Consider the following 25,026-nt stretch of genomic DNA (forward strand, 5'->3'; position numbering starts at 1 on the left):
GGCACGAGCGGGACGATCGCAGGGGACACCGGGTGGAGCGACCTCCGAATCTCGCCGCGGCGATCGACGCCGCCGCCGAGGCGCTCGTCGGTGTGCTCGACTCGGCGGTGCCCCGGCACCAGATGGCCGTCTCTCCGACGCAGCTGCGGGTGCTGTCGCTGATCAGCGGCCGGCCGGAGACCAACGTCAACGGCCTGGCGGAGTTGCTGGACGTGGTGCCGTCCTCGGCGAGCCGGCTCTGCGACCGGTTGGAGGCCACCGGGCTGCTGCGCCGGGTGCCCGATCCCCGCGACCGGCGGGAGGTGCGGCTGATGCCGACGGCCGCCGCCGAGACGCTGCTGCGCGAGCTGCAGGAGCGCCGGCACCGGGCGGTGCAGGCCGTGCTGGACCGGATGCCCGGTCGGGCGCAGCACGAGCTGCTGCTGGCGTTGATGGCCTTCGAGCGCGCGGCCACTGCCGCCCCGACCGAGTCGCCGGCGGACTCCCAGGCCCGCACCGCCTGACGGCTCGTTCTCCCTGTCCGCGTCTTCTCCACCTGCTCCACTAGTGTCCTAGGATGCGCTACGGATGGTGACGCAGCACACTTGACGACACCGTCGTCAACGAGGCCGGAAGCCTGAGGCCGGAGGAGGCGCCGAGGGCCCGATATAGTGGCAGCGCAGCCGGCCCGTGATCGTCACGATCGCGGGCCGATGTCAGGCGAAGGTCCCGTATACGGGGGACCGCAGGGGACGCCGGCGGCAGCCGGCCCGACAGCGCCCACGTTCTCCGCGCCGCCGGTCCTCGGCCGGGCGGCGGAGCGTGCCGCGGAGGAGGTTCGGTGTCGCGTCCGCCGGCTCGGGAAGAGCACCCTGGGGCCACCGCCGGCACGAGCGGATCGGCCGTGGGCGACCGGATCCTCACGCTGCCGAACGTCATCAGCTTCGTCCGGTTGCTCGGCGTGCCGCTCTTCCTCTACCTGCTGCTCGTCGCGCACGCCGACGTGGCCGCGGTCGTGGTGCTGGCCATCGGCGGCACCACGGACTGGGTGGACGGCTGGATCGCGCGCCGGATGCGCCAGGTCAGCCGGCTGGGCGAGCTGCTCGACCCGCTCGCCGACCGGCTCTACATCCTCGCCACCCTGCTCGGGTTCACCGCCCGCGACGTGGTGCCCTGGCAGTTCACCGCGGCGCTGCTGGCCCGGGAGTTGCTCCTGCTCGGTTCGCTGGCGGTGCTGCGCCGGCACGGGTACGGCCCGCCGCCGGTGCACTACGTGGGCAAGACCGCGACCTTCCTGCTGCTGGCCGCCTTCCCGGTCCTGCTGCTCGCCGCGGCGGTGCCGGGTGCGGCGACCGTGGCCGGGGCGATCGGCTGGGGCCTGGCCTGGTGGGGTCTGGTGCTCTACTGGGTGGCCGGCGCGCTCTACGTCGTGCAGGCCGGCCGGCTGGTCAGGGCGGTTCGGGCCGGGGGAGCGCCGGCATGACGGGCACGCCGGGCGACGGCCGGGGCCGCGGCGACCGGGTGTACGCCCCGGACTTCCTCACCGAGCTGTTCCGCAATCCGCTGGATCCCGGCTACGCCGACGCGGCGGCCCGGCGTCGGGAGCGGCAGACGCCGTCGCCGAGGTGGCGGCGGTGGTCGGCGCGTTCCGTCACCGTGGTGGTGGCGCTGCTGCTGGGTTTCCTGTTCGCGGTGGCGTACCGGCAGACGCTGGAGGCCGAGCCGGGGCGCAGCCAGGCCCGGTCCGGCCTGGTCGAGCAGATCAAGCAGCGGGAGACCGAGACGGACCGGTTGTCGGTGCGGGCCGACGCGCTGCGGGCGGAGGTGGCGCGGCAGCGGGCGGCGGCGCTGGGCGGCTCGGAGGCGGCGCGGTTGCACAACCTGGAGGCGGGCACCGGCCTGGGGCGGGTGCGCGGTGACGGCGTGGTGGTGCGCCTGGCGGACGCGCCGCAGAACCAGGACGCGGTGACGGGCGCGGACGTGGGGCCGTCCCGGGTGATCTACAGCGATCTGCAGGGTGTGGCCAACGACCTGTGGGCGGCGGGGGCTGAGGCGATCGCGATCAACGGTCAGCGGTTGACTGCGATGTCGACGATCCGTTCGGCGGGGCAGGCGATCCTGGTGGACTTCCGGCCGGTGACGGGCCCGTACGAGGTGTCGGCGATCGGTCCGGGGTCGATGCGGGACCGGTACGAGGACAGCCGCAGCGCGTTGACGATGCGGAAGGTGGCCGAGGACACCGGGTTGTCGTTCGGGGTGCGTGAGGCGGAGGACCTCACCCTGCCGGCCGCTCCGGACCCGCGGCTACGCTACGCGCAGCCCTCGGTGAGCCCGACGCCGTCGCCGTCGGGGGCCGACCGTTCCGTCAGTCCTGGGCCGACCGGTTCGAGGACGTCTCCCAGCCCCTCCGGAGGTGGTCGATGATCGCGGTGCTGGCGTTGCTCGCCGGTGTGGTCCTCGGTGTGTGGCTCGACCCCACGGTTCCCACGGCGTTGCAGCCGTACCTGCCGATCGCGGTGGTGGCCGCGTTGGACGCGGTGTTCGGCGGGGTGCGGGCGAAGCTCGACCGGATCTTCGACGACAAGCAGTTCGTGGTGTCGTTCATTTCGAACGTGCTGGTGGCGGGTCTGATCGTGTATCTGGGTGACCAGTTGGGGGTGGGCGGTCAGCTCTCCACCGGCGTGGTGGTCGTGCTCGGGGTGCGCATCTTCGGGAACGTGGCGGCGATCCGTCGGCACCTGTTCCGGGCGTAGGTTGGTGGCGATGAGCAGCGACGAGCACACCGAGACGGGCACGGGTTGGCCGCAGCCGGCGGGTCCGGGGCGGCCGTCGGGTCCGGCGGGGGCGCCCGATCCGCGGCCGGACGCGCCGGATCCGGACGAGTTGAGCCCGTTGGCGCCGGAGCGGTCGGCGCCGCCGGTGGAGCCGCCCGTGCAGGAGCCGGCGGTGGTGGAGCCCGACGACGGCGCGACGGTGGAGTTGGGCCGGGCCGCCGCCGGCGCCGGCGCCAGCCCACCCGCGCCAGCGGTGGCGGCCGGGGGTGGCGGGACGCCGCGGCGGCGGGTGAGTTCGGCCGGGGTGATGATCGCGGCGCTGCTGGCGTTGCTGGGGTTCACCCTGGTGGTGCAGTTCAAGTCGACGTCGACGGATCCGACGGTGGCGGTGACGCGGCAGGAGGATCTGGTGCGGATCCTGTACGACCTGAACTCGCGGGAGGTTCGGCTGCGGCAGGACATCGCGACGCTGGAGGAGAGTCAGCGGCAGTTGCGTTCGGGTCAGCAGGGGCGGCAGGCGGCGTTGGAGGAGGCGACGCGGCGGGCCGACGAGCTGGGGATCCTGGCGGGGACGTTGCCGGCGACGGGGCCGGGGTTGTCGGTGCGGTTCGAGGCGGGTGAGAAGCCGATCTCGGCGTCGCGGGTGTTGGACGCGGTGCAGGAGCTGCGGGGCGCGGGCGCGGAGGCGATGCAGATCTCCGGTGGTGACCGGGCGACGGTGCGGATCATCGCGTCGACGTTCTTCCTGGACGGGGAGGGCGGGTCGTTGGTGGTGGACGGGCGTCGGTTGACGGGTCCGTTCACGATCACGGTGATCGGTGATCCGGCGACGATGCGTACGGCCTTGAACATTCCCGGCGGGGTGGTGGCGTCGGTGACGGGTGACGGCGGTAAGTTGATCGTCGAGGATCGTGAGGCTGCCGAGGTTTCGGCGCTGCACGCGCCGATCAAGCTGGAACACGCCCGTCCGGTCTCCTGACCGGCGCGGCCCGCACCGGGTTTCCGGTGCGCCGATGGATGAAGGACGCGTCTGGTGATTCCTGAGGATCTGCGGTATACCGCCGAGCACGAGTGGGTGGCGGGTGACGGCGGCGGCACTGTCCGGGTCGGCATCACGCACTTCGCGCAGGACGCCCTGGGTGACATCGTGTATGTCCAGCTGCCTGATGCGGGTGTGGTGGTGGCGGCCGGTGAGTCGTTGGGTGAGATCGAGTCGACGAAGAGCGTGTCGGAGATCTATGCCCCGCTCGGCGGTACGGTGGCGGCGCGCAACGAGGCGCTCGGCGACACCCCTGAGGTGATCAACACTGATCCGTACGGTGCGGGTTGGTTGTTGGAGATCACCCCGGACGATCCGGCGGCGGTCGATGGTCTGCTGTCCGCGGACGCGTATCGTGAGCTCACCGAGAGCTGAGTGCGTCCCCTTCGGGCGTGGCGGGTGTTCCGCGCGTCCGGTTGCCCTGCATTTCGGCGCTGGCTAGGCTCGCCCAGTCGACCGAGAACCAATAGTTCAGCGTTGCGGAATTGCCTTTCCGGGCACGGGGAGCCAGCCGCCGGGTGTTGCACTGCCCGGCGGCCAGACCCGCCATTACCCGACGCCGACCGAACAGATCCGTGAGGTGGTCCCATGACGCGCCCAGACGACGAGTTCCCCCCACTCGACGTCACTTCGACGCTCAATCTCGGTTCGCTCGACGAAGTGCTGGAGGGGCCGGACACCGATGTGGTGCCGAGCCGGATGTCCGGTTCGTTGCCGCCGGGTATGGCGCTGCTGGTGGTTCGCCGGGGTCCGAATGCGGGTGCCCGGTTCCTGCTGGATCACGATGTGACGACCAGTGGCCGTCACCCGGACAGTGACATCTTCCTCGACGACGTGACGGTGTCGCGGCGGCACGCCGAGTTCCACCGTGACGGTGGGACGTTCACGGTGCGGGACGTGGGGAGCCTGAACGGCACGTACGTGAACCGGGAGCGGGTCGAGGCGGCCACGTTGAGCAATGGTGACGAGGTGCAGATCGGCAAGTTCCGGGTGGTGTTCATCGCCGGTCCGCGTCCCGAGGAGGGGGCCGGCCGGGGGTGAACGAGCCTGCGGCCTCCACGCCGCCCGAGGCGGCCCGTGCGCGCCCGCTGATGAGTATCGGTGAGGTGCTGGGTCAGCTGCGGGTCGATTTCCCGGACGTGACCATCTCGAAGTTGCGGTTCCTCGAGGCCGAGGGTCTGGTGGAGCCGCAGCGGACGGCGGCGGGTTACCGGAAGTACAGCTGGGACGATGTGGCGCGGTTGCGGTTCGTGCTGACCGCGCAACGGGACCAGTATCTGCCGTTGCGGGTGATCCGTGATCAGTTGGCGCAGTGGGACGCGTCCGGGGAGTCGCCGGGTCGGCAGCGGCCGACGTTGGTGGCGGTGGGTCCGGACGGTGAGGTTCCGGGGCGGGTGCCGGAGGAGCCGGTCGGGTCGCCGCAGGTGCGGCTCGGCCGGCTGGATCTGGTGGCGCGCAGCGGGATCGACGAGTCGACGCTGGGCGAGTTGGAGCGCCTCGGTGTGGTGGTGTCGGATCCGCCGGGTTGGTACGACGACGACGCGTTGATCATCGCGCGGGCGGTGGCGGGTCTGGCGGCGTACGGGTTGGAGCCGCGGCATCTGCGGGCGTTCCGTACGGCGGCGGATCGGGAGGCTGGTCTGTTCGCGCAGTTGTTGACGCCGTTGGCGCGGCAGAGTGATCCGGCGGCGCGGGCGCGGGCGGCGGAGACGGCGCGGGAGTTGGTGGCGCTGTCGCAGCAGTTGCATGCGGCGTTGGTGCGGGTGGGGTTGCGGTCGACGTTGGGTCGGTGATCCGGCGGGGGCCGTGCGGAAAGATCTTCCCCGGGAAGCGTGCCGTAGGCTTGCCGGGGTAACCCCTTTCTGGCGCGGGCGTGTGCGGGTAGCGCATGGGACGGCCGTGTCGCGGTCCGTGTACCGTGCAGGGAAGGGCGCGGTGCGGCGTAGGTGACAACGACACGGAGGCGGCGGTGCGCGAGCTGAGCGTGGTCGGAGTTCGGGTGGAGCTGCCCAGCAACCAGCCGATCGTCCTGCTCAGGGAGGTCGACGGGGACCGCTATCTGCCGATCTGGATCGGTGCGGTCGAGGCGACGGCGATCGCCTACGAGCAGCAGGGGGTCAAGCCGGCCCGGCCGCTGACCCACGATCTTCTGCGGGACGTGTTGACGGCGTTGAAGGCGCCGTTGCAGGCGGTGGAGATCACCGAGTTGAAGGAGAACGTCTTCTACGCCGATCTGTTGCTCGGGGACGGGGTGCGGGTGTCGGCCCGGCCGAGTGATTCCATCGCTCTGGCGTTGCGGGTCGGTGCGCCGATTCGTTGTGCGGAGGAGGTCCTCAGCGAGGCGGGGATCGTGATCCCGGACGAGCAGGAGGACGAGGTGGAGAAGTTCCGCGAGTTCCTGGACCAGGTGCGTCCGGAGGACTTCGCCGGCTGAGTCCGGTCTTCTTCGGGATGTCACGTTCGGTGACGCCCCGGTGCTGTGGGTGATCTTCGTTGTCGTGTCGCGGCGTGTCGCGGCGTGTCGCGGCGGCTTCTGCGGGGCAATTCCTGAAGGCGGCTATAGGGTTGCCGTGTCGAGGGGTGCACGTCCCGGAAGCGACGTGTCACCGCACTGGCGGGGAGGTTGTCCGGATGCACGAGCCGCGAGATCCCGATCCGGGTACGGAGCTGGACGAGCCGGGTGTGGCGCCGCCGGGGTGGGCGACCGAGGGTGACGGTGCCGTGGGCTACCGGGGTGTGACGGCCTGCCATGCGGTGGGGATCAGCTACCGGCAGTTGGACTACTGGGCCCGCACCGGGTTGGTGGTGCCGAGTGTGCGTGACGCTTCGGGTTCGGGCACGCAGCGGTTGTATTCGTTCCGGGACCTGGTGGTCCTGAAGGTGGTGAAGCGGCTGCTGGACGCCGGGGTGTCGTTGCAGAACATCCGCAAGGCGATCGAGGCGCTGCGTTCCCGTGGGGTGGCGGACCTGGCGGGCATCACGTTGATCTCCGATGGCACGACCGTGTATGAGTGCCGGTCGCCGGAGGAGGTGGTCGACCTGTTGCAGGGTGGCCAGGGTGTGTTCGGTATCGCGATCGGTGGGGCGTTCAAGGAGATCCAGGGGTCCCTGTCGCACCTGCCGTCTGAGCCGGCGACGTCGGTGGAGCCGCAGGTGGCGGCGGAGCCGGTGGGTGACGAGTTGGCGGCGCGTCGGGCGCGGCGCCGGGCTGGTTGATCTCCAGAGGCTGACCGGGTTGGCTCTTTGATGGCGCCCGGGGGATCAGAGGCCGTTGCGGGGATGTCCAATCTGGCATCTCCAGCGGCAAATGTCCGCAGTGGACGTCTTGGGCATGAGTCGCCTTGTTGACAGTCATTGCGTCACCGTGAATCCTGTGTGCGGCGTTCACGATCTTCTGCGTGCATATCACCCCTGGTGATGTGCCGGGGCGGTCGGCGAACCCGTACGGACCACGTAGAAGGCGATGGCGACGCCTGCCCGAGGATCGGATTTGAACGAGAGTGCAGACTGACTATCACGTCGACGCAATGGTCTTCGATGCCGGTGAGCGTGCCGCGGACGGCGACGCGTCGGGCTGTCCGGTGGCTCGTGCCTCCCGGCCGCAGGAGTCCCTGGTGGAGGACGTCGCGGCGGAGGCGGTCGAGTTCTTGCAGCTTTACCACGCGGAGCGACGGCTGCCGGGCGTGATCGGGCGGATCGCGCAGGTCCGGGAGGAGATCGCCCTGACCGGCACCTACCGGCACACCACGGAGGAGTTGACGTACGGGGCGAAGGTCGCGTGGCGGCAGTCTGCGCGTTGTGTGGGGCGGGTCCGGTGGGCCGGGCTGAAGGTCCGGGACCGGCGCGGGGTGACGACGGTGGCAGGCATCGCGCGGGAGTTGGCGCAGCACCTGGCGGTGGCGGACAACGGTGGGCGGATCCAGTCGGTGATGACGGTGTTCCCGCCCGACCGGCCGGGGGTGGGTCCGCGGGCGCGGATCTGGAACGACCAGCTGATCCGGTACTGCGGGCATCGAACGGACGACGGGTCGGTGCGGGGTGATCCGGCGCAGGTGGCGATGACCGAGGCGGCGCGGCGTCTGGGGTGGCGTCCGCCGGCGGTGCCGGGTCGGTTCGACCTGTTGCCGTGGGTGATCGAGACGGCGTATGAGGATCCGACGGTGGTGGAGGTGTCCCGGGATCTCGTCCGGGAGGTCGCTCTGGTGCATCCGGAGTATCCGTGGTTCGAGGATCTGCGGCTGCGCTGGCACGCCCTGCCGGTGATCAGCAACATGCGCTTGCGGATCGGTGGGGTGGACTACGGCTGTGCCCCCTTCAACGGCCACTACCTGAGTGACGAGATCGGTACCCGCAACATGGGTGACCGGGACCGCTACGACCAGTTGCTGCCGGTGGCCCGGGGGCTGGGGTTGGACACCTCCCGCGAGGACAATCTGTGGCGCGAGCACGCCGTGTTGGTGATCAACCAGGCGGTGTTGCACTCGTTCCGGCTGGCCGGTGTGCGGGTGTCGGATCCGCACACCGAGTCGGAGCAGTTCATGAGGTTCTGCGAGTTCGAGGAGCGGGCGGGTCGGCCGGTGCATGGTGACTGGTCGTGGCTCAACGGCAGTGTGGGGTGGGCGGCGTTGCATGCCGTACACCACCGCTACTACGACGAGAGGGTCCCGAACCCGAACCTGTGGCAGGGGGACCGTGCGTACGAGGCGTCGGGCGTGTCGCAGCCGACCCTGCGGCAGCGTCACGATCTCGCTCGCCGGCAGGAGGGCTGAGGCATGGATGTCGCGGCGTTACGCCAGAGTTGGGCCCAGTTCTGTGTGGCCGGTCCGGAGGCGGCGAAGCACTTCTACGCGACGCTGTTCGTGATCGCGCCCGAGGTTCGCATGATGTTCCCGACGAACATGGAGTATCAGCAGGACAAGCTGCTCGCGGCGTTGGGGCATGTCATCACCCACATCGACGACGAGCGGGTGGTGACGTCGTTCGCGCAGCGGTTGGGGGCTGACCACCGCCGGTTCCGGGGGGAGGACCGGCAGGGCCGGCCGGTGCCGATGGCGGAGTGGCACTACAGCCAGGTCGGGCAGGCGTTGCTGTTGACGTTGGAGCGGTTCCTCGGGCCACGGTGGACGCCGGCGCTGCGTGCGGAGTGGGCTGCGGCGTACGAGTTGGTGGCGCGGTTGATGCTGACCGGCGCGGCGGAGGCGGTGCGGGCGTCGCCACCGTACTGGGAGGCGCAGGTGCTGCGGGTGCAGCGGCGGCGGTCCGACGTGTGTGTGTTCACGGTCCGCCCGAACTATCTGTGCGAGTACCTGCCGGGGCAGTCGTTGCCGGTGCAGGTGCCGCAGTTGCGGACGTGGCGCTATCTGTCGCCGGCGAACGCGCCGCGTGCGGACGGGACGATCGAGTTCCACGTCCGCGCCACGGGACGGTTCTCCACCCATCTGGTGCGCAGGGTGCGCGAGGGCGACCAGTTGTTGTTGGGGTTGCCGGTGGGGGAGGCGTTGGCGTCGTACGACCGGTCACCGCACCTGCCGCTGCTGCTGGTGGCCGGGGGCACGGGGCTGGCGCCGTTGCGGGCGGTGGTGGAGGCGTTGCAGCGGGGACCGGGGCGTCCGACGACGCTGGTGGTGGGCGGTAAGACGCCGGACGACCTGTATGACGACCGGGCGTTGCGGGAGTTGGCGGCGCGATCCGGTGAAATCGGTGGGTGGCTCCGGTACGTGCCGACGGTCGAGAGGGGCTGGCAGTGGCAGGGGGCGGTCGGTACGGCCGGTCACACCGCGGCGCGGTTGGGTCCGTGGCGTGACGCCGAGGTGCTCGTGTGCGGCAGCCCGGAGATGACCCGGGAGACGATCAGCAGCCTGGCCGCGGTGGGGGTGACACCGGAGCGGATCCTGACCGAAAGTTACGATCACTCCCTCTACCCACCCTTGGCGAGCGCGGCTGCCGGCGTACCGTCCGATGCGACTCGGACCGGTGCGGCTCCCGCCGCACCACGCGACTTGAGTTGGACAGGTGCGCGATGAGCATCGATCACGGTGACCGGGTGGTCGCCGATCCGCACGGTGAGCTGACCCGGTCCGTGGCCGCGTTGGAGGCGCGCCGGTTCCGGGGCAGCCGGTGGCTGTCGGCAGACGAGGTCGCCGGCCTGGCCCGGTCGGCGGACGAGCGGGTGGCGTTGCTGGGTGGTGAGGTGGAGCGGCTGCGGCGGGAGAACGAGGCGCTGGCGCGGCAGGTGGAGATGTTGCGCCACGGCGCGTTGCCCAGCACCGCCCCGCAGGGCCCGGATCCGATGGTGATCGAGTTGGCGGTGCGGGCCCAGGACGAGGCGGACCGGACGATCAGTGAGGCCAGCGCGGAGGGCGCGGAAATCATCGCCGACGCGCGGCGGCAGGCCGAGGAGATCATCGCGGAGGCGCATGGGATGGCCGGGGAGGTTGCCGGCCTGGCGGGGGACCAGGGGCTGCTGCGGCAGGTGCGGGAGTTGGAGGGCCGGCAGGCGGCGTTGGTGGCGGCGGTGGCGGCGGCGCAGCAGCACCTGGGCCGGTGGCAGGCGTACCTGTCGGAGCAGTCGGAGCAGTTGCGGTCCGACGCGGAGGCGGCCGGGGCGGTCGGCGCGCAGCTGCGTGCCGTGCTCGGCGAGTAGCGGCGTCGCCTGCCCGCCGGGAGGCGGGTCAGTGCCGGTCGACGGCGGCGACGGCGTCGGCGATGGGGGTGTTGCCGCCGACGAGTTCCAGGATCGCGCCGGCGCTGTGCGGGTGGTGGAGCAGGGCGACCAGGACCCGGGCGACGTCGGTGCGGGTCACGGCGCCCGAGGGGGCGTGTCGGGCGAGGGTGATCCGCCCGGTGGGCGCATCGTCGGTGAGGCGGCCGGGGCGCAGGATCGTCCAGTCGAGGTCGCGGTCGGTCAGGTCGTCCTCGGCGGCCTTCTTGGCGCGCAGGTACGCCGCGAACACCTCGTCGGTGCCGGTGGGTGGTTCGCCTTCCACCCCCATCGAGGACAGCAGCAGGTAGCGGCGGACGCCGGCGCCTCGGGCGGCGTCGGCGAGCAGGACGGCGCCCGCCCGGTCGACGGTGTCCTTGCGGGCGGCGCCGCTGCCGGGGCCGGCGCCGGCGGCGAAGATGACGGCGTCGGCGCCCTCGAGGTGCGCGGCGAGTTCGTCGACGCCGACGTGTTCGAGGTCGGCGACGACGGGCTGGGCGCCGGCGGCACGCAGGGCGGCGGAGTGGTCGGGGTTGCGGATCAGCCCGACGGCGGTGTCGCCGCGTCCGGCGAGTTCGCGGTGGGTCAGCTGGGCGATCTTGCCGTGTCCTCCGGCGATGACGACGCGCATACCGCCAACCTAGCCGCCGTCCCGCCACGACGTGGCCGGTCGGCGGGGCCCGGGCCCGGCGCGGCGGTGCGGGTCACCGGCGGTGATCTTCACGAGTTCCTCCGCGGGCGGCGGCGGTGTCCGGGTGTTCGCCGCGGGGTGGTCGCCTGAGGCAGCATGGACGGGTGACGGAGACAATCGACGCGCTGGCCGGGCTGGTGGCCGGCGGTGGTGTCGTGGTGTTGAGCGGGGCGGGCCTGTCCACCGAGTCGGGCATCCCGGACTACCGGGGGCCCAGCGGCGCGGCGCGGCGGCACACCCCGATGACGTACCAGGTGTTCACGCGCGACGCGCAGGCGCGGCGGCGCTACTGGGCGCGCAGCCACCTGGGGTGGCGGGTGATCGCGCGGGCGGCCCCGAACGAGGGGCACCGGGCGGTGGCGCGGCTGCAGGCCGGCGGCCTGGTCGAGGGGATCATCACGCAGAACGTGGACGGGCTGCACACCGCCGCGGGCAGCCCGCGGGTGGTGGAGCTGCACGGCCGCCTCGACGAGGTGGTGTGCCTGGGCTGCGGCAACCGGACGTCGCGGGAGGAGTTGGACCGGCGGCTGCGGGAGGTGAACCCGGGCTTCGACGCGCGGGCCGCGGCGGTCAACCCGGACGGTGACGTGGATCTCGCCGACGACGAGGTGGCCCGGTTCCGTACGGTCGACTGCACGTTCTGCCGGGGCGGCATGCTGAAGCCGGACGTGGTGTTCTTCGGGGAGACGGTGCCGGCGGCCCGGGTGTCCCGCTGTTTCGAGCTGGTGGCGCGGGCGCGGCTGCTACTGGTGCTGGGTTCGTCGTTGACGGTGATGTCGGGTCGCCGGTTCGTGGTGCGCGCGGCGAAGCTGGGCATTCCGGTGGTGATCGTCAACCAGGGCCCGACCCGGGGCGACGGGTATGCGGTGTTGACCGTCGACGCGCCGCTGGGGCGGCTGCTGCCGGCGCTGGCCGACCGGACGGCCGGCGACGCCGTGGGGCTGGCGGGCGTCGGCCGGTAGCGGCCCGCCGGGGGCCGTGGGGCCGGCCGGTCATCGACGGTCGTCGCCGGTGGGGGTACGACCTCCGGTGGGCGGTGCGGCGCTGGTAGCGTTGACCATGCCGGCAGCACCCACGTGGGAGAGACCGCCCAGCAGCATCCCGGGCGGCGCCGAAGGGGCAAATCCTCCCCGGAACCTCTCAGGCAAAAGGACCTCGTGGGCAGGCACTGTGGAGCGCCTCGCGGGCGCGACAGAGGGGGAGGCCGACCTGTCGACCTCGCCCCCGGGAGCGCCGCCCATGACCACAGAGCAGTTCGCCGCCCGTCACATCGGCCCCGATCCGGACGACGAGCGCCGGATGCTGGAGGCCGTCGGCTACGGCTCGGTCGAAGAGCTGATGGACGCGGCGATTCCCGAGGTGATCCGCTGGCACGGCACCCTGGACCTGCCGGAGCCGGCCAGCGAACACGACGCCCTCGCGGAGTTGCGGGCCCTGGCGGCCCGCAACACGGTGGTCGTGTCGATGATCGGTCTGGGCTACCACGGCACGCACACCCCGGCGGTCATCCGCCGCAACGTGCTGGAGGACCCGGCCTGGTACACGGCGTACACGCCGTATCAGCCGGAGATCAGCCAGGGGCGGCTGGAGGCGCTGCTGAACTTCCAGACCATGGTCACGGACCTGACGGGGCTGGCCACCGCGAACGCGTCGATGCTCGACGAGGCCACCGCCGCGGCCGAGGCGATGACGCTCGCGCGCCGCGCGTCGAAGAGCAGGAGCCCGGTGTACGTGGTCGACGCCGACACCCTGCCGCAGACCATCGCGGTGATCACCAGCCGGGCCGAGCCCCTCGGCATCGACGTGCGGATCGTCGACACCGGGCGCGACGAGTTGCCGGCGGAGTTCTTCGGGCTGCACCTGCAGTACCCGGGGGCGTCGGGGGCGGTGCGTGACCAGGCGGCTCTGGTCGAGGCGGCGCACGCGGTCGGGGCGTTGGTGACCGTGGCGGCGGACCTGCTGGCCCTGACGCTGCTGCGCGCGCCGGGGGAGATCGGCGCCGACATCGCGGCCGGCACCACCCAGCGTTTCGGCGTGCCGATGGGCTTCGGCGGGCCGCACGCCGGCTACCTGGCGGTGCGGGCGGGGCTGGAGCGGATGCTGCCGGGCCGGCTGGTGGGGGTGTCGCGTGACGCCGACGGCAACCCGGCGTACCGGCTGGCGTTGCAGACCCGGGAGCAGCACATCCGGCGGGAGAAGGCGACCAGCAACATCTGCACCGCGCAGGTGCTGCTGGCGGTGATGGCCGGCATGTACGCCGTCTACCACGGCCCGGAGGGGCTGCGGCGCATCGCCGGCCGTACCCATGACATGGCGGTGCGGTTGGCGGCGTCGCTGCGGGGTGTCGACGGCGTCGAGGTGGTGCACGAGGCGTTCTTCGACACCGTCCTGGTGCGCGTGCCCGGCGGCGCCGAGGCGGTGGTCGCCGACGCCGCGGCCCGGGGGGTTAACCTGCGGCTGGTCGACGCCGACCACGTGGGGGTGTCCTGCGACGAGACGACCACCCCCGCGCACCTGCGGAAGGTGTGCGACGCGTTCGGGGCCGTCGTGGCCGGGCGGCCGGTGGCCGTGGCGGACGCGCCGGCCGAGGGCGCGTTGCCGGCGGCGCTGGCCCGCACGTCGGACTTCCTCACCCACGCGGTGTTCCGCAGCCACCACTCGGAGACGGCGATGCTGCGCTACCTGCGGCGGCTGTCGGACTTCGACTACGCCCTGGACCGGGGGATGATCCCGCTCGGGTCGTGCACGATGAAGCTCAACGCCACCACCGAGATGGAGCCGGTGAGCTGGCCGGACTTCGCCCACATCCACCCGTTGGCGCCGGACGCGCAGACCACCGGCTACCGGGAGATGATCTCCCAGTTGGAGGGGTGGCTGGCGGAGGTGACCGGCTACGACGCGGTCAGCGTGCAGCCCAACGCCGGTTCGCAGGGTGAGCTGGCGGGCCTGCTGGCGATCCGGGCCTACCACCGAGACCGGGGCGAGGGGCACCGGGACGTGTGTCTGATCCCGTCGTCGGCGCACGGCACCAACGCCGCCAGCGCCGTGATGGCGGGCATGCGGGTCGTCGTGGTGGGCTGCGACGACGGCGGCAACATCGACCTGGTGGACCTCGACGCGAAGATCGACAAGCATCGGGACGCCCTCGCGGCGATCATGGTGACGTATCCGTCGACGCACGGGGTGTACGAGACGGGCATCGCGTCGCTGTGCGCGAAGGTCCACGACGCCGGCGGTCAGGTGTACGTCGACGGGGCGAACCTCAACGCGCTGGTCGGGTTCGCCAAGCCGGGGAAGTTCGGGGCGGACGTGTCGCACCTGAACCTGCACAAGACGTTCTGCATTCCGCACGGCGGCGGCGGTCCCGGGGTGGGGCCGGTCGCGGTGCGGGCGCACCTGGCGCCGTTCCTGCCGGGCGATCCGCTGGGCGTGCACGTCGACGGCCGGCCGGCGATCTCGGCGGCGCGGTACGGGTCGGCGGGGATCCTGCCGATCCCGTGGGCGTACCTGCGGATGATGGGTGCGGCGGGGCTGGTGCGGGCCACCGGCGTGGCGGTGCTGGCGGCGAACTACGTGGCGGCGCGGCTGCGCGGGCACTTCCCGGTGCTGTACGCGGGCAACAAGGGCCTGGTGGCGCACGAGTGCATCCTGGACCTGCGGCCGGTGACGAAGGCGACCGGGGTGAGCGTGGACGACGTGGCGAAGCGGCTGATCGACTACGGGTTCCACGCGCCGACGATGTCGTTCCCGGTGGCGGGGACGCTGATGGTGGAGCCCACCGAGAGCGAGGACCTGGCCGAGCTGGACCGGTTCTGCGACGCGATGATCGCCATCCGGGCGGAGATCGACCGGGTGGCCTCGGGGCAGTGGCCGGCCGGCGACAACCCTCTCGCCAACGCCCCGCACACTGCGGCGATGGTGTCGGGCGACGAGTGGCCGCACCCGTACCCGCGGTCGGTGGGCGCGTACCCGGCCGGGGTGGAGCGGGCCGGGAAGTACTGGCCGCCGGTGCGGCGCGTCGACGGCGCGTACGGCGACCGGAACCTGGTGTGTTCCTGCCCGGCGCCGGAGGCGTTCGAGGACTGACGTCGCGTGACGCCGGGGCGGTCGTGGTGCCGCCCCGGCGGGTGCGTCGACCTGGGTTCCGGCCGGGGGACCCGCTGAGATCGACGAGTGTAAAAGGAGTGACGCAGCGTGACAGGGGTCAGGCGACGAGGGCGTGTCGGGCGGGGCCGCGGTGGGGGGCGATGCTGCTGCCGTCGGGGAGGAGCTCGCCGGTGTCCTCGAAGACGATGACACCGTTGCAGAGCAGGCTCCAGCCCTGCTCAGGGAAGCAGGCGAGGACTCGGGCGGCGTCCCGGTCGGTCGCTTCGGCGGAGGGGCAGGTGGGTTGGTGCTGGCACATCGGGATCTCCGGACTGTGGGGGCACTGTGTCATGGTTCACATGACCAGTGACGCACAGTACCAAGCGAAAGTGGCCGGCATCGAGCAGGTATGCGCGTCGTTTTTCCGAAATCCACTGAACGGATGAGGCAGGATGGGCCGGACGGCGTGGACACGCTCCCAGGGTTGACGGTCGGCGCGCCGGGAGCACCGACCGGCTGCCGCCGTACCCTCGTCGAGCGGGCCCGCTGGCAGTGGCGACCCGCCGACGGCGGAGACCCGGCGGCGCGGGCCGAGGAGTTCCTCGCCGCGCACGGCCTGCCGCTGCACGACCTGGCCCGCCCCGCCAGCCGCCACGACCCGGCCGGGGCGTGCGGGGCCGCTCTCTACGTCTCCGCGGCCGCCGGCGCCGCCCTGGTCGGCGCGCCGGCCGGCGCCGCCAACCCCGTGACCGGGCTGCCCGAGGTCGCCGTGGTCGTCTACGGCCACGGCCCGGGCACGCCGCCCGGCGCAGACGCCGCCAGCCCCGCCACCCCCTGGTGGCGCGGCACCTTCGCGGAGAGCTGGACGCCCCGCCAGCACGCCGACGCCGTGAGCGCGGTCCGCGCGGCGATCGGCCGCGGCGACGTCTACCAGGTCAACGTCGTCGGCCACGCCGCCGCCCGCTACACCGGCGACCCCCTGCCGGCCCTGAGCCGGCTGGCCGCGCTGCCCGGCGCCCGCTACGGCGGCACCCTCGCCGGAGCGGGCTGGGCGATCGGCTGCGCCAGCCCCGAGACCCTGGTGGAGCTGACCGACGGACGCTTGATCACCAGGCCGATCAAGGGCACCCGACCGGCCACCGCCGCCGGCCGCGCCGAGCTGCTCGCCTCCGCCAAGGAACGCGCCGAGCACGTGATGATCGTCGACCTGGAGCGCAACGACCTGGCCCGCGTCGCCCGCACCGGCAGCGTGCGCGTCGACGAACTGTTCGCCGTACGCCGGTGGTGCGACCTGTGGCAGGCGGAGTCGACGGTCTCCGCGGCGGTCGCCGACGGGCTCGGCCTGGCGGACCTGCTGCGCGCGGTCTGCCCCGGCGGCTCCGTCACCGGCGCTCCGAAGCGCGCCGCCCTCGACCACGTCGCCGCGCTGGAGCCGGTCGGCCGGGGTGCCAGCATGGGCGCGCTCGGCTGGGTCGCCCCGGGTCGCATCGACCTGGGCCTGACCATCCGCACCGCCGCCGTGGACGCCGAGCGGGTGCACGTGTGGGCGGGCGGGGGCATCACGTGGGGCAGCGACCCCGACGCCGAGGTCGCCGAGGCCGCCGCGAAGGCCGCCCCGGTGCGCGCCGCGCTCGCCGGCGGCTGAGCGGCGCGGCCCCCGGCCAGCCGGTGTGCGCAGCCGCCGGGCTGCGCACGTTGGAAGAGGCGCCGCGCCAGCCGCGTCCGGTGAGATGGGCCGTACTCCACGCCACCCGGGCCAGGGGCGTGCGCAGCCGAGGCGGTCCCGATGTACCAGCAACCCCTGCAACCCGTCGGTGGGTCGCTCGCGCTGAGCGCCGCCTGCGCCGCGCTGCCCCTGCTCACCCTGTTCGTGCTGCTCGGAGTCGTGCGTACGCGGGCGTGGGTGGCGGCGTTCGGCGCGCTGGGCGTGGCGGTCGTGCTGGCCTGGTGGCTGTGGGGGATGCCGCTGCCGCAGACGCTGCTGGCCGCCGGTCAGGGCGCCACCTTCGCCCTCTTCCCGCTCGTCTGGACGTTCGGTACGGCGATCTGGATCCACCGCCTGACCGTGCACACGGGGCACTTCGACACGCTGCGGCAGGGCTTCGCCCGGATCAGCGACGACCGCCGCGTGCAGGCCCTGGTGATCGCGTTCTGCTTCGGGTCGCTGCTCGAGGCCCTGGCCGGGCAGGGCACGCCGGTCGCCGTGACCACGGTCATGCTGCTGGCCCTCGGCTTCACCCCGCTGCGGGCGGCCGCCGTGGCGCTGGTCGGCAACACGGTGCCGGCCGCCTTCGGACCTCTCGGCCTGCCGATCACCACCCTCGCCGGCGTGACCGGGCTGCCCGCCACGGAACTGGGCATGATGGCCGGCCGGCAGGTCCCGGTGGTCGCGGTCGTCGTCCCGCTGGTCCTGCTCGTCGTCGCCGACGGCCGCCGGGGCGTACGCGAGCTGTGGCGTCCGGCGCTGGCGTGCGGCGGCGCGTTCGCGGTGGCCCAGTTCGTCACGGCGAACTGGCTGACGGCCGCCCTCGCCGACATCACCGCCGCGTTCGCGGGGGCGGGCGTCCTGCTGCTCGTCGTCCGCCGTGGCGCGGTGCGGCGGACGGTCGCCGTGCCGGTCGGCGGCGGGCTGCCGGAGCGCGCCGGTGGTGGATTGTCGGAGCCTGACGCCACAGGGCCGTCGGAGCCCGACGTGCCGGCGCCGGCAGGCTCGCGCTGGCGGGCGTACGCCCCGTACGCGACGATCGTGGCGGTCTTCGCCGTCTCCCAGGTGCCGGCCGTCAAGCGGCTGCTCGAGGCCGGCACGCTCGCATTCTCCTGGCCCGGACTGCACGTCGTCACCGCCTCCGGTGACCCGTCACCCCTGACGACGTTCCGGTTCGCCTGGCTCGCGGCCCCCGGATCGCTGCTGCTGGTGGCCGGCCTGATCACGGTGGCGCTGCTGCGGGTGCCGCCGCGCGAGGCCGTCGGGCTCTACGGGCGCACCCTGTTCGAGCTGCGGTGGGCCGTGCTGACGGTGGTCGGGCTGCTGGCACTGTCGTTCACCATGAACGCCTCCGGGCAGGTCGCCACGCTGGGCGTCTGGATGGCCGGCGCGGGTGGCCTCTTCGCCGTGCTGGCGCCGGTCCTCGGCTGGCTCGGCGTCGCCCTGACCGGCTCGGACACGTCGTCCAACTCCCTGTTCGGCGCGCTGCAGGTGGCCGCGGCGCAGTGGGCCGGCCTCGATCCGGTCCTGCTGGCCGCGGCCAACGCCTCCGGCGGCACCCTCGGCAAGATGATCAGCCTGCAGAACCTCACGATCGCCGCCGCGGCGGTCGGACTCACCGGCCGCGAGGGCGACCTGTTCCGGCGGATGTTCGGCCCGAGCGTGCTGTTGCTCGCCCTGATGTGTGTGCTGGTCGGGCTGCAGGCGACGCCCCTGCTGTCCTGGATGGTGCCGTAGCCGGCGCCTTGGGCGCTTCGCGTCCGGACAGTGGCGGCTCGTCGTCAGGTGCGCGGTGCTTCGTCAGCGACGCTCGGCGAAGTCGTCCAGCGCCGCCACGACCCGCTCCGCCATGCCGTTGGCGGATCCGTGTCCGGCGGTCTCCAGCAGTTCCAGCCGGGCGTCGGGCCAGGCCTGGGCCAGCTGCCACGCCACCTCCGGCGGGCTGCTGATGTCGAGCCTGCCGTGCAGCAGCACGCCGGGGATGCCGGCCAGCCGCCCCGCCTCGCGCAGCAGTTGCCCCTCCGGCAGGAAGCATCCGTTGCGCCAGTAGTGGGTGACCAGCCGGGCCTGCAGCATCCGGAACACCGGGTCGTCGTAGCGGGGGTCGGGCCGGTGACCGGGGGCGGTGGCGACGTGGGTGTCCTCCCAGTCGCACCACTGCCGCGCCGCCCGTTCGCGCACCGCCGGGTCCGGGTCGGCCAGCAGCCGGGCGTACGCGTCGGCCAGGTCGCCGTCGCGCTCGGCCGGCGGCACGCCGTCGCGGAAACGCGCCCACTCGGCCGGGAAGATCCGCCCCATCTCCCGGGTGAGCCACTCGATCTCCCGTCGGGTGCCGGCGGTCACGCTGAACAGCACCAGCTCGCTGACCTGTCGCGGGTGCCGCTGCGCGTATGCCAGGGCGAGGGAGGCGCCCCAGGAGGCGCCGAGCACCAGCCAGCGGTCCACGCCGAGGTGTTCACGCAGCAGTTCGATGTCTGCGATCAGGTGGTCGGTGGTGTTGGTGGACAGGTCCACGTCCGGGTCGGCGGCGTGCGGGGTGCTGCGGCCGCAGCCCCGCTGGTCGAACAGGACCACCCGGTAGCGGGCCGGGTCGAACAGGGTCCGCCAGCCGGGCGTGCAGCCGGAGCCGGGCCCGCCGTGCAGCACCACGGCGGGCTTGCCGTCCGGGTTGCCGCAGGTCTCCCAGTGCACGAGCTGCCCGTCGCCGACGTCGAGCATCCCGTGCGCGTACGGCTCGATCGGGGGGTACCGCTGCGCCATCGTCGTCCCCTTCGTGATCATCGATACAACAGCGCTGTTACATTAGCGGAGTGACAGCCGTACCTGAACGCAAGGCCCTGGGCACGCTGCTTCGGCACGTGCTCGACGTGCTCGACGGCGACGTCGCCACGGTCTACGCCGAACGGGGCCTGCCCGACTACCGGCCCCGGTTCTCGCCACCGCTGCGGGTGCTGGTCGCCGACGGGCCGCTGCCCATCCGCGACCTGGCCCGCCGGGTCGGGGTCACCCACTCGGCGGCCAGCCAGACCGTCGCGCAGATGGCCCGCGCCGGCCTGGTCGAGCTGACCGCGGGGGCGGACGCCCGGCAGCGCATCGTGCACCTCAGCGACCGGGCCCGCGAGCTGCTTCCACTGATCGAGGCGGAGTGGGCTGCGACGACCGCCGCGATACGCGAACTGGACGCGGAACTGACGGTCCCGCTGGCCGACGTGCTGCACGAGGTCCTCGCCGCGGTGCGCCGACGGCCGCTGCGCCAACGCATCGCCGACGCGGGCCTGCCGCCCTCCCCGGGCCCGCCGCCGGCCGCACCACACCGACGGCGGCCGACCCACCCGCAGGCCCCGCGTGCCAGCTCCGCGCCCGATGTCGGCAATTTGTCCTGACGGGCACCGGCCGACGGGGGATCTGGTGCACCTCGTCGCGGCGCCGGACCTCACCGCCCTGCGGAAGCCGGAGCCGCCACCGCCGCTCGTGGCCAGGACGACCCCGTTCACCGGGACGTTCCCCATCCGCAAGGTGCGGGCCACCCAGGACCCGCCGGAGGCGAACATGGAATTCGTGCACCACACCGCCCCGGACGCCGAGGGGATCACCGACCACGACAACGCCATCCACGCGGTGGCCCGCATCGACTTCACTCCGTCGCCGCCCGAGCGGGGCTACAAGCTGAAGGACGCGCGACTCGTCTCCGTCGCCCTGGGTCGCGCGTTCGTGCCCGACCTGATCCCCACCAACCAGGAGCAGACCGGGTTCGCGGTCTTCGCGAAGTTCTTCCATTCGGGCGACCTCAGCCCGATCAGCCTGACCTTCGACGTCACGTGGGACCCACCGCAGACCAACGACGCCCACGAGCGGTACCACGAGGAGTTGAAGGCCTACCAGGCCCAGGTGGCGGAGCTGCAACGCACGGCGTACGCCTCGGCCGTGCGGGACCGCCTCGGTCTGGTCAGCGCCATGCGCCCACGGCCGTCGCAGGACCTGCGCACCGAGGAACGGCAGGCGATCTACGGGAGCCTGATCCAGAAGCTGAAGCCGTTCGACCTGTTCGCGGACCTGTATCTGGGCTCGGAGCTGCTCCGGCAGATCTTCGACGTCGACGAGATGTTGTACTTCGTGGCACCGGACTACTGGCGGCCCCGCGAGGTCACCCCGCCGCCCACCACTGCGCCGGTGCCTTCCCCGCCCACCCAGAGCAGCCTCGGCAAGTACCCGGTGCGGGACCCGAGCGTCCTCGCGGACCGGACCGTGGTCACCTGGTACTCCCACACCGACTGGACGAAAGCGATGAATCCGGACGGCACGGTCTCCGACGAGTGGCGGGTCAACTACCTCATCACCGAGCAGACCCAGCCCGCGCCCTCGGGCAGCTCACTGGGCTGGTTGATCCAGGCCGACGGCGACGCGCGCCGCAACGAGTTCCTCAACGCCGCGTGGGCCAAGGCGGTCCTGCCGGTACGACCCGGGCGCGAACAGGCGGCGCTGGAGTGGCTCAAGCAGGTCGACGTGGAGGGGCAGGCGGCGCTGGGGCTCACCTACCCGTTCCAGGAGGGCGATCCCGAGGAGTACCGGAACAAGACGGTCGGGCAGGTCCTGAACGTCCTCGCGCTCAGGTTGCAGAAGGACAACACGCAGATCGCCAACACCCTCGTGGCCGAGAAGGTCTTCGAGACCGGGTTCGACCCGCTCGACGGCGGCTTCCGCCCGGCGGCCCCGTACGAGGTCTTCGACCAGTGGATCGAGGTGCTGCCCACCGACCAGGTGGTGGCGGTGGAGGTGAGCTACGACCCCAGGACCGGCCAGCAGCTGTGACGCCACCGGCTCGGGTGCCCGTCACCGGCCGAGCCTGCGGTACCGGCGTACCGCCAGGGGCCCGAACACGGCCGTCAGCAGCAGCGGCCAGGCCACGGCGAGCGCGACGGCGTGCTGCGCGGCGAACGACTCGCCGCCCCAGCCGGGGTTGCCGAACAGTTCCCGGCAGGCCGCGACGGTCGCCGACAGCGGGTTGTACCCGGCGACGGCGGCGAGCCAGCCGGGCATGGTGTCGGGGGAGACGAACGCGTTGGAGGTGAATCCGACCGGCCAGACCAGGATCTGCAGCACCACCACCGACCCGGGTGCGCGCAGCACCAGCGCCAGGTGGATGCCGACCCAGATCAGGGCGAAGCGCAGCAGCAGGAGCAGTCCGACGGCGGTCAGCGCCGCCGGTGCCCCGGCCCGCCACTGCCAGCCGACGGCGACCCCGCAGGCGAGCATGACGGCCAGAGCGGCGGCGCAGTGCAGCAGGTCCGCGGCGGCCCGGCCGGTGAGCACCACCGAGGGCGTCATCGGCAGGGACCGGAACCGGTCGGTGACGCCGCGCGCGGTGTCGGTGGCCACGGCCGTGTACGTCGACTCGATGCCGAAGAGCATCGTCATGGCGAACATGCCGGGCAGCAGGAACTCCCGGTAGTCGCCGCCGCCGGGCACGCTCATCGCGCCGCCGAACAGGTAGCCGAACATCAGCACCATCAGCACCGGGAAGAGCAGCCCGACGACGAACTGCCCGGGTTGGCGCCGCCAGTGCGCCAGCGCCCGGCCGGTGAGGGTGACGGTGTCGGCGACGGCCCAGCGCAGGCGCTGCGGCGCAAGGCGTACCCCCGTCGTGCTCACGCGCCCACCCGGTCCTCGTCGGGGTGGGTGGTGGGGGAGTCGTCGGTGAGCCGCAGGAACACCTCGTCGAGGGTGGGGCGGCGCACCGCGACGTCGGCGGCGGTGAGGCCGGCGTCGTCGAGGGCCCGCAGCACGGCGCCCAGCGCGGCCACCCGCCCGGTGACGGCGACGCTGAGGCGCAGGCCCGCCGCGTCGACGAGCGGGGCCGCGGCGACGGCGGCGCCGACGACGCGTACCGCCCGGTCCAGGTCGTCGGCGCGGGTCAGCACGACGTCGACGCGGTCGCCGCCGAGCGCGGTCTTCAGCTGCTCCGGGGTGCCGTCGGCGATGACCCGCCCGGCGTCGACGACCCGGACGGTGTGCGCGAGCTGGTCGACCTCCTCCAGGTACTGGGTGGTCAGCAGCACGGTGGTGCCGCCGGCGACGAGCCGGCGCACCGCGTCCCACACCTGCGCCCGGGCGCGCGGGTCGAGGCCGGTGGTGGGCTCGTCGAGGAAGAGCACCGGCGGGTCGAGGATCAGGCTCGCCGCGAGGTCGAGGCGGCGGCGCATCCCGCCGGAGTACGTGCCGACCGGCCGGTCGGCGGCGTCGGTGAGGTCGAAGCGGGCGAGCAGGTCGGTGGCCCGGGCGCGGGCCCGCGCGCCGCCGAGGTGGTGCAGCCGGCCGAACAGGACCAGGTTCTGCCGGCCGCTGAGCACCTCGTCGAGCGCGGCGTGCTGGCCGACCAGGCCGATGCGGGCACGGACCCGCTCGGGGTGACGCAGCACGTCGGCGCCGGCCACCCGCGCCGCGCCGGCGTCGGGCCGCAGCAGGGTGCTCAGCACCCGTACCGCCGTGGTCTTGCCCGCGCCGTTGGGGCCGAGCAGGCCGCACACGGTGCCGGCGGGCACCGTCAGGTCGAGGCCGGCGAGGGCCTGCGTGCCGCCGTAGCGCTTGCGCAGTCCCTCCGCCTCGACGGCCGGTTCGTCGTCGTGCATCAGCGCCCTCCACCCACTCGACCCGTACGCCGTACCGTACGCCATACGGTACGGCGGACGATACAGTGCCGGGATGACGACCGAGTACAGCGGCACCGGCGACCCCGCGCGCAGCCTCGCCCTGCTCTGGCGTACCCGCGAACGCACCAGCCGCAAGGGCCGGCCCGACCTGTCGGTGGACCGCATCGTGCGCGCCGCCATCGAGGTGGCCGACGCCGAGGGCCTCGCCGCCCTGTCCATGCGCCGCGTCGCCGAACGACTCGGCGTCGGCACCATGTCCCTCTACACCTACGTCCCCGGCAAGGGCGAACTGCTCGACGTCATGCTCGACACCGTCTACGGCGAGACCGCCCGCCCCGACGACGTGCCCGGCGGCTGGCGGGAGCGGCTCACCCACGTCGCCCGCGAGACCTGGGCGCTCTACCTGCGCCACCCCTGGCTGCTGCAGGTCGCCACCACCCGCCCCCCGCTGGGCCCCAACGTCATCGCCCGCTACGAGTACGAACTGCGCGCCGTCGACGGCATCGGCCTGACCGACCTGGAGATGGACGCCGTCGTCACCCTCGTCTCCGGCTACGTCCACGGCGCCGTGCGCAGCGCCGTGGAGGCCGCCCAGGCCGCCGCGCGCACCGGCATGACCGAGCAGCAGTGGTGGCAGGCCCACGCCCCCTACCTGGAGAAGGCCCTCGACCCGCGCCGCTACCCCCTCGCCGCCCGCGTCGGCACCGCCGCCGGCCAGGAGTACCAGGCCGCCGCCGACCCCCACGGCGCGTTCGAGTTCGGCCTGGCCCGCATCCTCGACGGCATCGAGGTCCTCGTGGCCACCCGCCCGGACGCCACCGCCACGACCGGCGAGCGATAACCTGGCCGACATGACGATGCGCCCCATCAGGATCATCGGTGACCCCGTGCTGCGCACCCCCAGCGAGCCCGTCACCAGCTTCGACGCCGAACTGCGCGCCCTGGTCACCGACCTGATGGACACCCTGCTCGGCGCCCCCGGCCGCGCCGGCGTCGCCGCCCCCCAGATCGGCGTCAACGCCCAGGTGTTCGTCTACGACGCCGACGGCCACCGCGGCCACCTGGTCAACCCGACGCTGGAGCTGTCGGAGGAGTTGCAGGACGACGACGAGGGCTGCCTGTCCATCCCGGGGCTCTACTTCCCGACCACCCGCGCCCTGCACGCCACCGCCCACGGCTTCGACCAGCACGGCGAGCCGCTGACCATCTCCGGCAGTGGCTTCCTCGCCCGGGCCCTGCAACACGAGACCGACCACCTCGCGGGCCGCCTCTACGTCGACACCCTGCGCGGCGACACCCGCCGCAAGGCGCTGCGGGAGATCCGCGCCGGCCGCTTCGACTCACCCAGCCGCCGCGGCTGACCCTGCCCGCGGGGCGCGCCGGCCGGGACGTCGCACCCGGCCGG

The 25,026-nt window shown here is 72.9% G+C and carries 26 protein-coding genes and 1 riboswitch; of the genes, 21 read left to right on the plus strand and 5 right to left on the minus strand.

Features of this window, described 5'->3' with window-relative positions; genetic code table 11:
• Nucleotides 1-32: 32 nt before the first annotated feature.
• The 13 genes from RM555_RS20555 to RM555_RS20615 all read left to right on the plus strand — a co-directional run bounded on the left by RM555_RS20555 (nt 33) and on the right by RM555_RS20615 (nt 10,435).
• Nucleotides 33-503 carry a MarR family transcriptional regulator gene (locus RM555_RS20555; RefSeq protein WP_311413262.1) on the plus strand — a complete coding sequence of 157 codons (471 nt, stop codon included), beginning with the start codon at nt 33-35 and terminating at the stop codon, nt 501-503.
• A 317-nt stretch (nt 504-820) separates the two neighbouring features.
• Nucleotides 821-1,462: a CDP-alcohol phosphatidyltransferase family protein gene (locus RM555_RS20560; RefSeq protein WP_396888816.1), complete on the plus strand. Its 642-nt coding sequence runs from the start codon at nt 821-823 to the stop codon at nt 1,460-1,462.
• Entirely contained in the window at nt 1,459-2,403 is a 945-nt protein-coding gene (locus RM555_RS20565; protein ID WP_311413264.1) for a DUF881 domain-containing protein, read from the plus strand. The genes RM555_RS20560 and RM555_RS20565 overlap by 4 nt, the downstream gene beginning before the upstream one ends.
• Nucleotides 2,400-2,732 (plus strand): small basic family protein, encoded by a 333-nt coding sequence (locus RM555_RS20570; protein WP_089000302.1) that lies wholly within the window; start codon nt 2,400-2,402, stop codon nt 2,730-2,732. The genes RM555_RS20565 and RM555_RS20570 overlap by 4 nt, the downstream gene beginning before the upstream one ends.
• Before the next feature lie 10 nt (nt 2,733-2,742).
• Nucleotides 2,743-3,732, plus strand: a complete 990-nt coding sequence (locus RM555_RS20575) for a DUF881 domain-containing protein (RefSeq protein ID WP_311413265.1) — start codon at nt 2,743-2,745, stop codon at nt 3,730-3,732.
• Between the two features lie 54 nt (nt 3,733-3,786).
• A complete protein-coding gene (gene gcvH / locus RM555_RS20580; RefSeq protein ID WP_311413266.1) occupies nt 3,787-4,167 on the plus strand; it encodes a glycine cleavage system protein GcvH in 381 nt (126 codons plus the stop codon).
• Between the two features lie 213 nt (nt 4,168-4,380).
• Nucleotides 4,381-4,833: an oxoglutarate dehydrogenase inhibitor Odhl gene (odhI, locus tag RM555_RS20585; RefSeq protein ID WP_089000305.1), complete on the plus strand. Its 453-nt coding sequence runs from the start codon at nt 4,381-4,383 to the stop codon at nt 4,831-4,833.
• Between the two features lie 50 nt (nt 4,834-4,883).
• On the plus strand, nt 4,884-5,585 hold the full coding sequence (gene ftsR / locus RM555_RS20590; protein ID WP_192581391.1) for a transcriptional regulator FtsR: 702 nt from the start codon (nt 4,884-4,886) through the stop codon (nt 5,583-5,585).
• 176 nt (nt 5,586-5,761) lie between these two features.
• Complete coding sequence (locus tag RM555_RS20595) at nt 5,762-6,226, plus strand: bifunctional nuclease family protein (RefSeq protein WP_311413267.1); 465 nt, start codon at nt 5,762-5,764, stop codon at nt 6,224-6,226.
• Nucleotides 6,227-6,423: 197 nt separating this feature from the next.
• Nucleotides 6,424-7,008: a MerR family transcriptional regulator gene (locus RM555_RS20600; RefSeq protein ID WP_151454620.1), complete on the plus strand. Its 585-nt coding sequence runs from the start codon at nt 6,424-6,426 to the stop codon at nt 7,006-7,008.
• A gap of 398 nt (nt 7,009-7,406) precedes the next feature.
• A complete protein-coding gene (locus RM555_RS20605; protein ID WP_396888817.1) occupies nt 7,407-8,561 on the plus strand; it encodes a nitric oxide synthase oxygenase in 1,155 nt (384 codons plus the stop codon).
• A 3-nt stretch (nt 8,562-8,564) separates the two neighbouring features.
• On the plus strand, nt 8,565-9,815 hold the full coding sequence (locus tag RM555_RS20610) for a globin domain-containing protein (protein ID WP_311413269.1): 1,251 nt from the start codon (nt 8,565-8,567) through the stop codon (nt 9,813-9,815).
• Nucleotides 9,812-10,435, plus strand: coding sequence for a DivIVA domain-containing protein (locus RM555_RS20615; RefSeq protein WP_311413270.1), 624 nt, complete (start codon nt 9,812-9,814; stop codon nt 10,433-10,435). Before RM555_RS20610 ends, RM555_RS20615 begins: the two co-directional genes overlap by 4 nt.
• A gap of 28 nt (nt 10,436-10,463) precedes the next feature.
• Here RM555_RS20615 and RM555_RS20620 read toward each other — a convergent pair whose 3' ends face one another.
• Nucleotides 10,464-11,123, minus strand: a complete 660-nt coding sequence (locus tag RM555_RS20620; protein ID WP_311413271.1) for an SDR family oxidoreductase — start codon at nt 11,121-11,123, stop codon at nt 10,464-10,466.
• Nucleotides 11,124-11,287: 164 nt separating this feature from the next.
• Here RM555_RS20620 and RM555_RS20625 point away from each other — a divergent pair, with 164 nt between their 5' ends.
• Together RM555_RS20625 and gcvP are read left to right on the plus strand one after the other, a co-directional pair.
• Complete coding sequence (locus RM555_RS20625; RefSeq protein ID WP_311413272.1) at nt 11,288-12,145, plus strand: NAD-dependent protein deacetylase; 858 nt, start codon at nt 11,288-11,290, stop codon at nt 12,143-12,145.
• A gap of 105 nt (nt 12,146-12,250) precedes the next feature.
• Nucleotides 12,251-12,349: riboswitch (glycine riboswitch) on the plus strand.
• 73 nt (nt 12,350-12,422) lie between these two features.
• Entirely contained in the window at nt 12,423-15,269 is a 2,847-nt protein-coding gene (gene gcvP, locus RM555_RS20630; RefSeq protein WP_311413273.1) for an aminomethyl-transferring glycine dehydrogenase, read from the plus strand.
• Between the two features lie 118 nt (nt 15,270-15,387).
• On the opposite strand, the gene RM555_RS20635 is transcribed toward gcvP, so the two are convergent.
• On the minus strand, nt 15,388-15,588 hold the full coding sequence (locus tag RM555_RS20635; RefSeq protein ID WP_151456036.1) for a DUF5999 family protein: 201 nt from the start codon (nt 15,586-15,588) through the stop codon (nt 15,388-15,390).
• Between the two features lie 123 nt (nt 15,589-15,711).
• Between RM555_RS20635 and RM555_RS20640 the strand changes: the two genes are divergently transcribed.
• Together RM555_RS20640 and RM555_RS20645 are read left to right on the plus strand one after the other, a co-directional pair.
• Nucleotides 15,712-16,914, plus strand: coding sequence for a chorismate-binding protein (locus tag RM555_RS20640; protein ID WP_311413274.1), 1,203 nt, complete (start codon nt 15,712-15,714; stop codon nt 16,912-16,914).
• Between the two features lie 141 nt (nt 16,915-17,055).
• Complete coding sequence (locus RM555_RS20645; protein ID WP_311413275.1) at nt 17,056-18,711, plus strand: L-lactate permease; 1,656 nt, start codon at nt 17,056-17,058, stop codon at nt 18,709-18,711.
• Nucleotides 18,712-18,774: 63 nt separating this feature from the next.
• Here RM555_RS20645 and pip read toward each other — a convergent pair whose 3' ends face one another.
• Complete coding sequence (gene pip / locus RM555_RS20650; protein WP_311413276.1) at nt 18,775-19,734, minus strand: prolyl aminopeptidase; 960 nt, start codon at nt 19,732-19,734, stop codon at nt 18,775-18,777.
• 50 nt (nt 19,735-19,784) lie between these two features.
• Between pip and RM555_RS20655 the strand changes: the two genes are divergently transcribed.
• Complete coding sequence (locus RM555_RS20655; RefSeq protein ID WP_311413277.1) at nt 19,785-20,357, plus strand: MarR family winged helix-turn-helix transcriptional regulator; 573 nt, start codon at nt 19,785-19,787, stop codon at nt 20,355-20,357.
• A 25-nt stretch (nt 20,358-20,382) separates the two neighbouring features.
• A complete protein-coding gene (locus RM555_RS20660) occupies nt 20,383-21,783 on the plus strand; it encodes a hypothetical protein (protein ID WP_311413278.1) in 1,401 nt (466 codons plus the stop codon).
• Nucleotides 21,784-21,804: 21 nt separating this feature from the next.
• On the opposite strand, the gene RM555_RS20665 is transcribed toward RM555_RS20660, so the two are convergent.
• Nucleotides 21,805-22,623 carry an ABC transporter permease gene (locus RM555_RS20665; RefSeq protein ID WP_311413279.1) on the minus strand — a complete coding sequence of 273 codons (819 nt, stop codon included), beginning with the start codon at nt 22,621-22,623 and terminating at the stop codon, nt 21,805-21,807.
• A complete protein-coding gene (locus RM555_RS20670; protein WP_311413280.1) occupies nt 22,620-23,600 on the minus strand; it encodes an ATP-binding cassette domain-containing protein in 981 nt (326 codons plus the stop codon). The genes RM555_RS20665 and RM555_RS20670 overlap by 4 nt, the downstream gene beginning before the upstream one ends.
• Before the next feature lie 73 nt (nt 23,601-23,673).
• Here RM555_RS20670 and RM555_RS20675 point away from each other — a divergent pair, with 73 nt between their 5' ends.
• Nucleotides 23,674-24,462 carry a TetR/AcrR family transcriptional regulator gene (locus RM555_RS20675; RefSeq protein ID WP_311413281.1) on the plus strand — a complete coding sequence of 263 codons (789 nt, stop codon included), beginning with the start codon at nt 23,674-23,676 and terminating at the stop codon, nt 24,460-24,462.
• A 10-nt stretch (nt 24,463-24,472) separates the two neighbouring features.
• Nucleotides 24,473-24,982 carry a peptide deformylase gene (gene def, locus RM555_RS20680; RefSeq protein WP_311413282.1) on the plus strand — a complete coding sequence of 170 codons (510 nt, stop codon included), beginning with the start codon at nt 24,473-24,475 and terminating at the stop codon, nt 24,980-24,982.
• Nucleotides 24,983-25,026: the final 44 nt, after the last annotated feature.

The organism is Micromonospora reichwaldensis (assembly GCF_031845925.1).
Taxonomy (GTDB): domain Bacteria; phylum Actinomycetota; class Actinomycetes; order Mycobacteriales; family Micromonosporaceae; genus Micromonospora; species Micromonospora reichwaldensis.

What these genes read in the sequence shown, in the direction of transcription:
- gcvP (WP_311413273.1), top strand. Translation starts at nt 12,423, where the DNA reads ATGACCACAGAGCAGTTCGCCGCCCGTCACATCGGCCCCGATCCGGAC.
- pip (WP_311413276.1), bottom strand. Translation starts at nt 19,734, where the DNA reads ATGGCGCAGCGGTACCCCCCGATCGAGCCGTACGCGCACGGGATGCTC.
- RM555_RS20675 (WP_311413281.1), top strand. Translation starts at nt 23,674, where the DNA reads ATGACGACCGAGTACAGCGGCACCGGCGACCCCGCGCGCAGCCTCGCC.
- odhI (WP_089000305.1), top strand. Translation starts at nt 4,381, where the DNA reads ATGACGCGCCCAGACGACGAGTTCCCCCCACTCGACGTCACTTCGACG.
- RM555_RS20620 (WP_311413271.1), bottom strand. Translation starts at nt 11,123, where the DNA reads ATGCGCGTCGTCATCGCCGGAGGACACGGCAAGATCGCCCAGCTGACC.
- RM555_RS20570 (WP_089000302.1), top strand. Translation starts at nt 2,400, where the DNA reads ATGATCGCGGTGCTGGCGTTGCTCGCCGGTGTGGTCCTCGGTGTGTGG.
- RM555_RS20600 (WP_151454620.1), top strand. Translation starts at nt 6,424, where the DNA reads ATGCACGAGCCGCGAGATCCCGATCCGGGTACGGAGCTGGACGAGCCG.
- def (WP_311413282.1), top strand. Translation starts at nt 24,473, where the DNA reads ATGACGATGCGCCCCATCAGGATCATCGGTGACCCCGTGCTGCGCACC.
- RM555_RS20640 (WP_311413274.1), top strand. Translation starts at nt 15,712, where the DNA reads ATGAGGCAGGATGGGCCGGACGGCGTGGACACGCTCCCAGGGTTGACG.
- RM555_RS20670 (WP_311413280.1), bottom strand. Translation starts at nt 23,600, where the DNA reads ATGCACGACGACGAACCGGCCGTCGAGGCGGAGGGACTGCGCAAGCGC.
- RM555_RS20565 (WP_311413264.1), top strand. Translation starts at nt 1,459, where the DNA reads ATGACGGGCACGCCGGGCGACGGCCGGGGCCGCGGCGACCGGGTGTAC.
- RM555_RS20575 (WP_311413265.1), top strand. Translation starts at nt 2,743, where the DNA reads ATGAGCAGCGACGAGCACACCGAGACGGGCACGGGTTGGCCGCAGCCG.
- RM555_RS20615 (WP_311413270.1), top strand. Translation starts at nt 9,812, where the DNA reads ATGAGCATCGATCACGGTGACCGGGTGGTCGCCGATCCGCACGGTGAG.
- RM555_RS20645 (WP_311413275.1), top strand. Translation starts at nt 17,056, where the DNA reads ATGTACCAGCAACCCCTGCAACCCGTCGGTGGGTCGCTCGCGCTGAGC.
- ftsR (WP_192581391.1), top strand. Translation starts at nt 4,884, where the DNA reads ATGAGTATCGGTGAGGTGCTGGGTCAGCTGCGGGTCGATTTCCCGGAC.
- RM555_RS20610 (WP_311413269.1), top strand. Translation starts at nt 8,565, where the DNA reads ATGGATGTCGCGGCGTTACGCCAGAGTTGGGCCCAGTTCTGTGTGGCC.
- RM555_RS20635 (WP_151456036.1), bottom strand. Translation starts at nt 15,588, where the DNA reads ATGTGCCAGCACCAACCCACCTGCCCCTCCGCCGAAGCGACCGACCGG.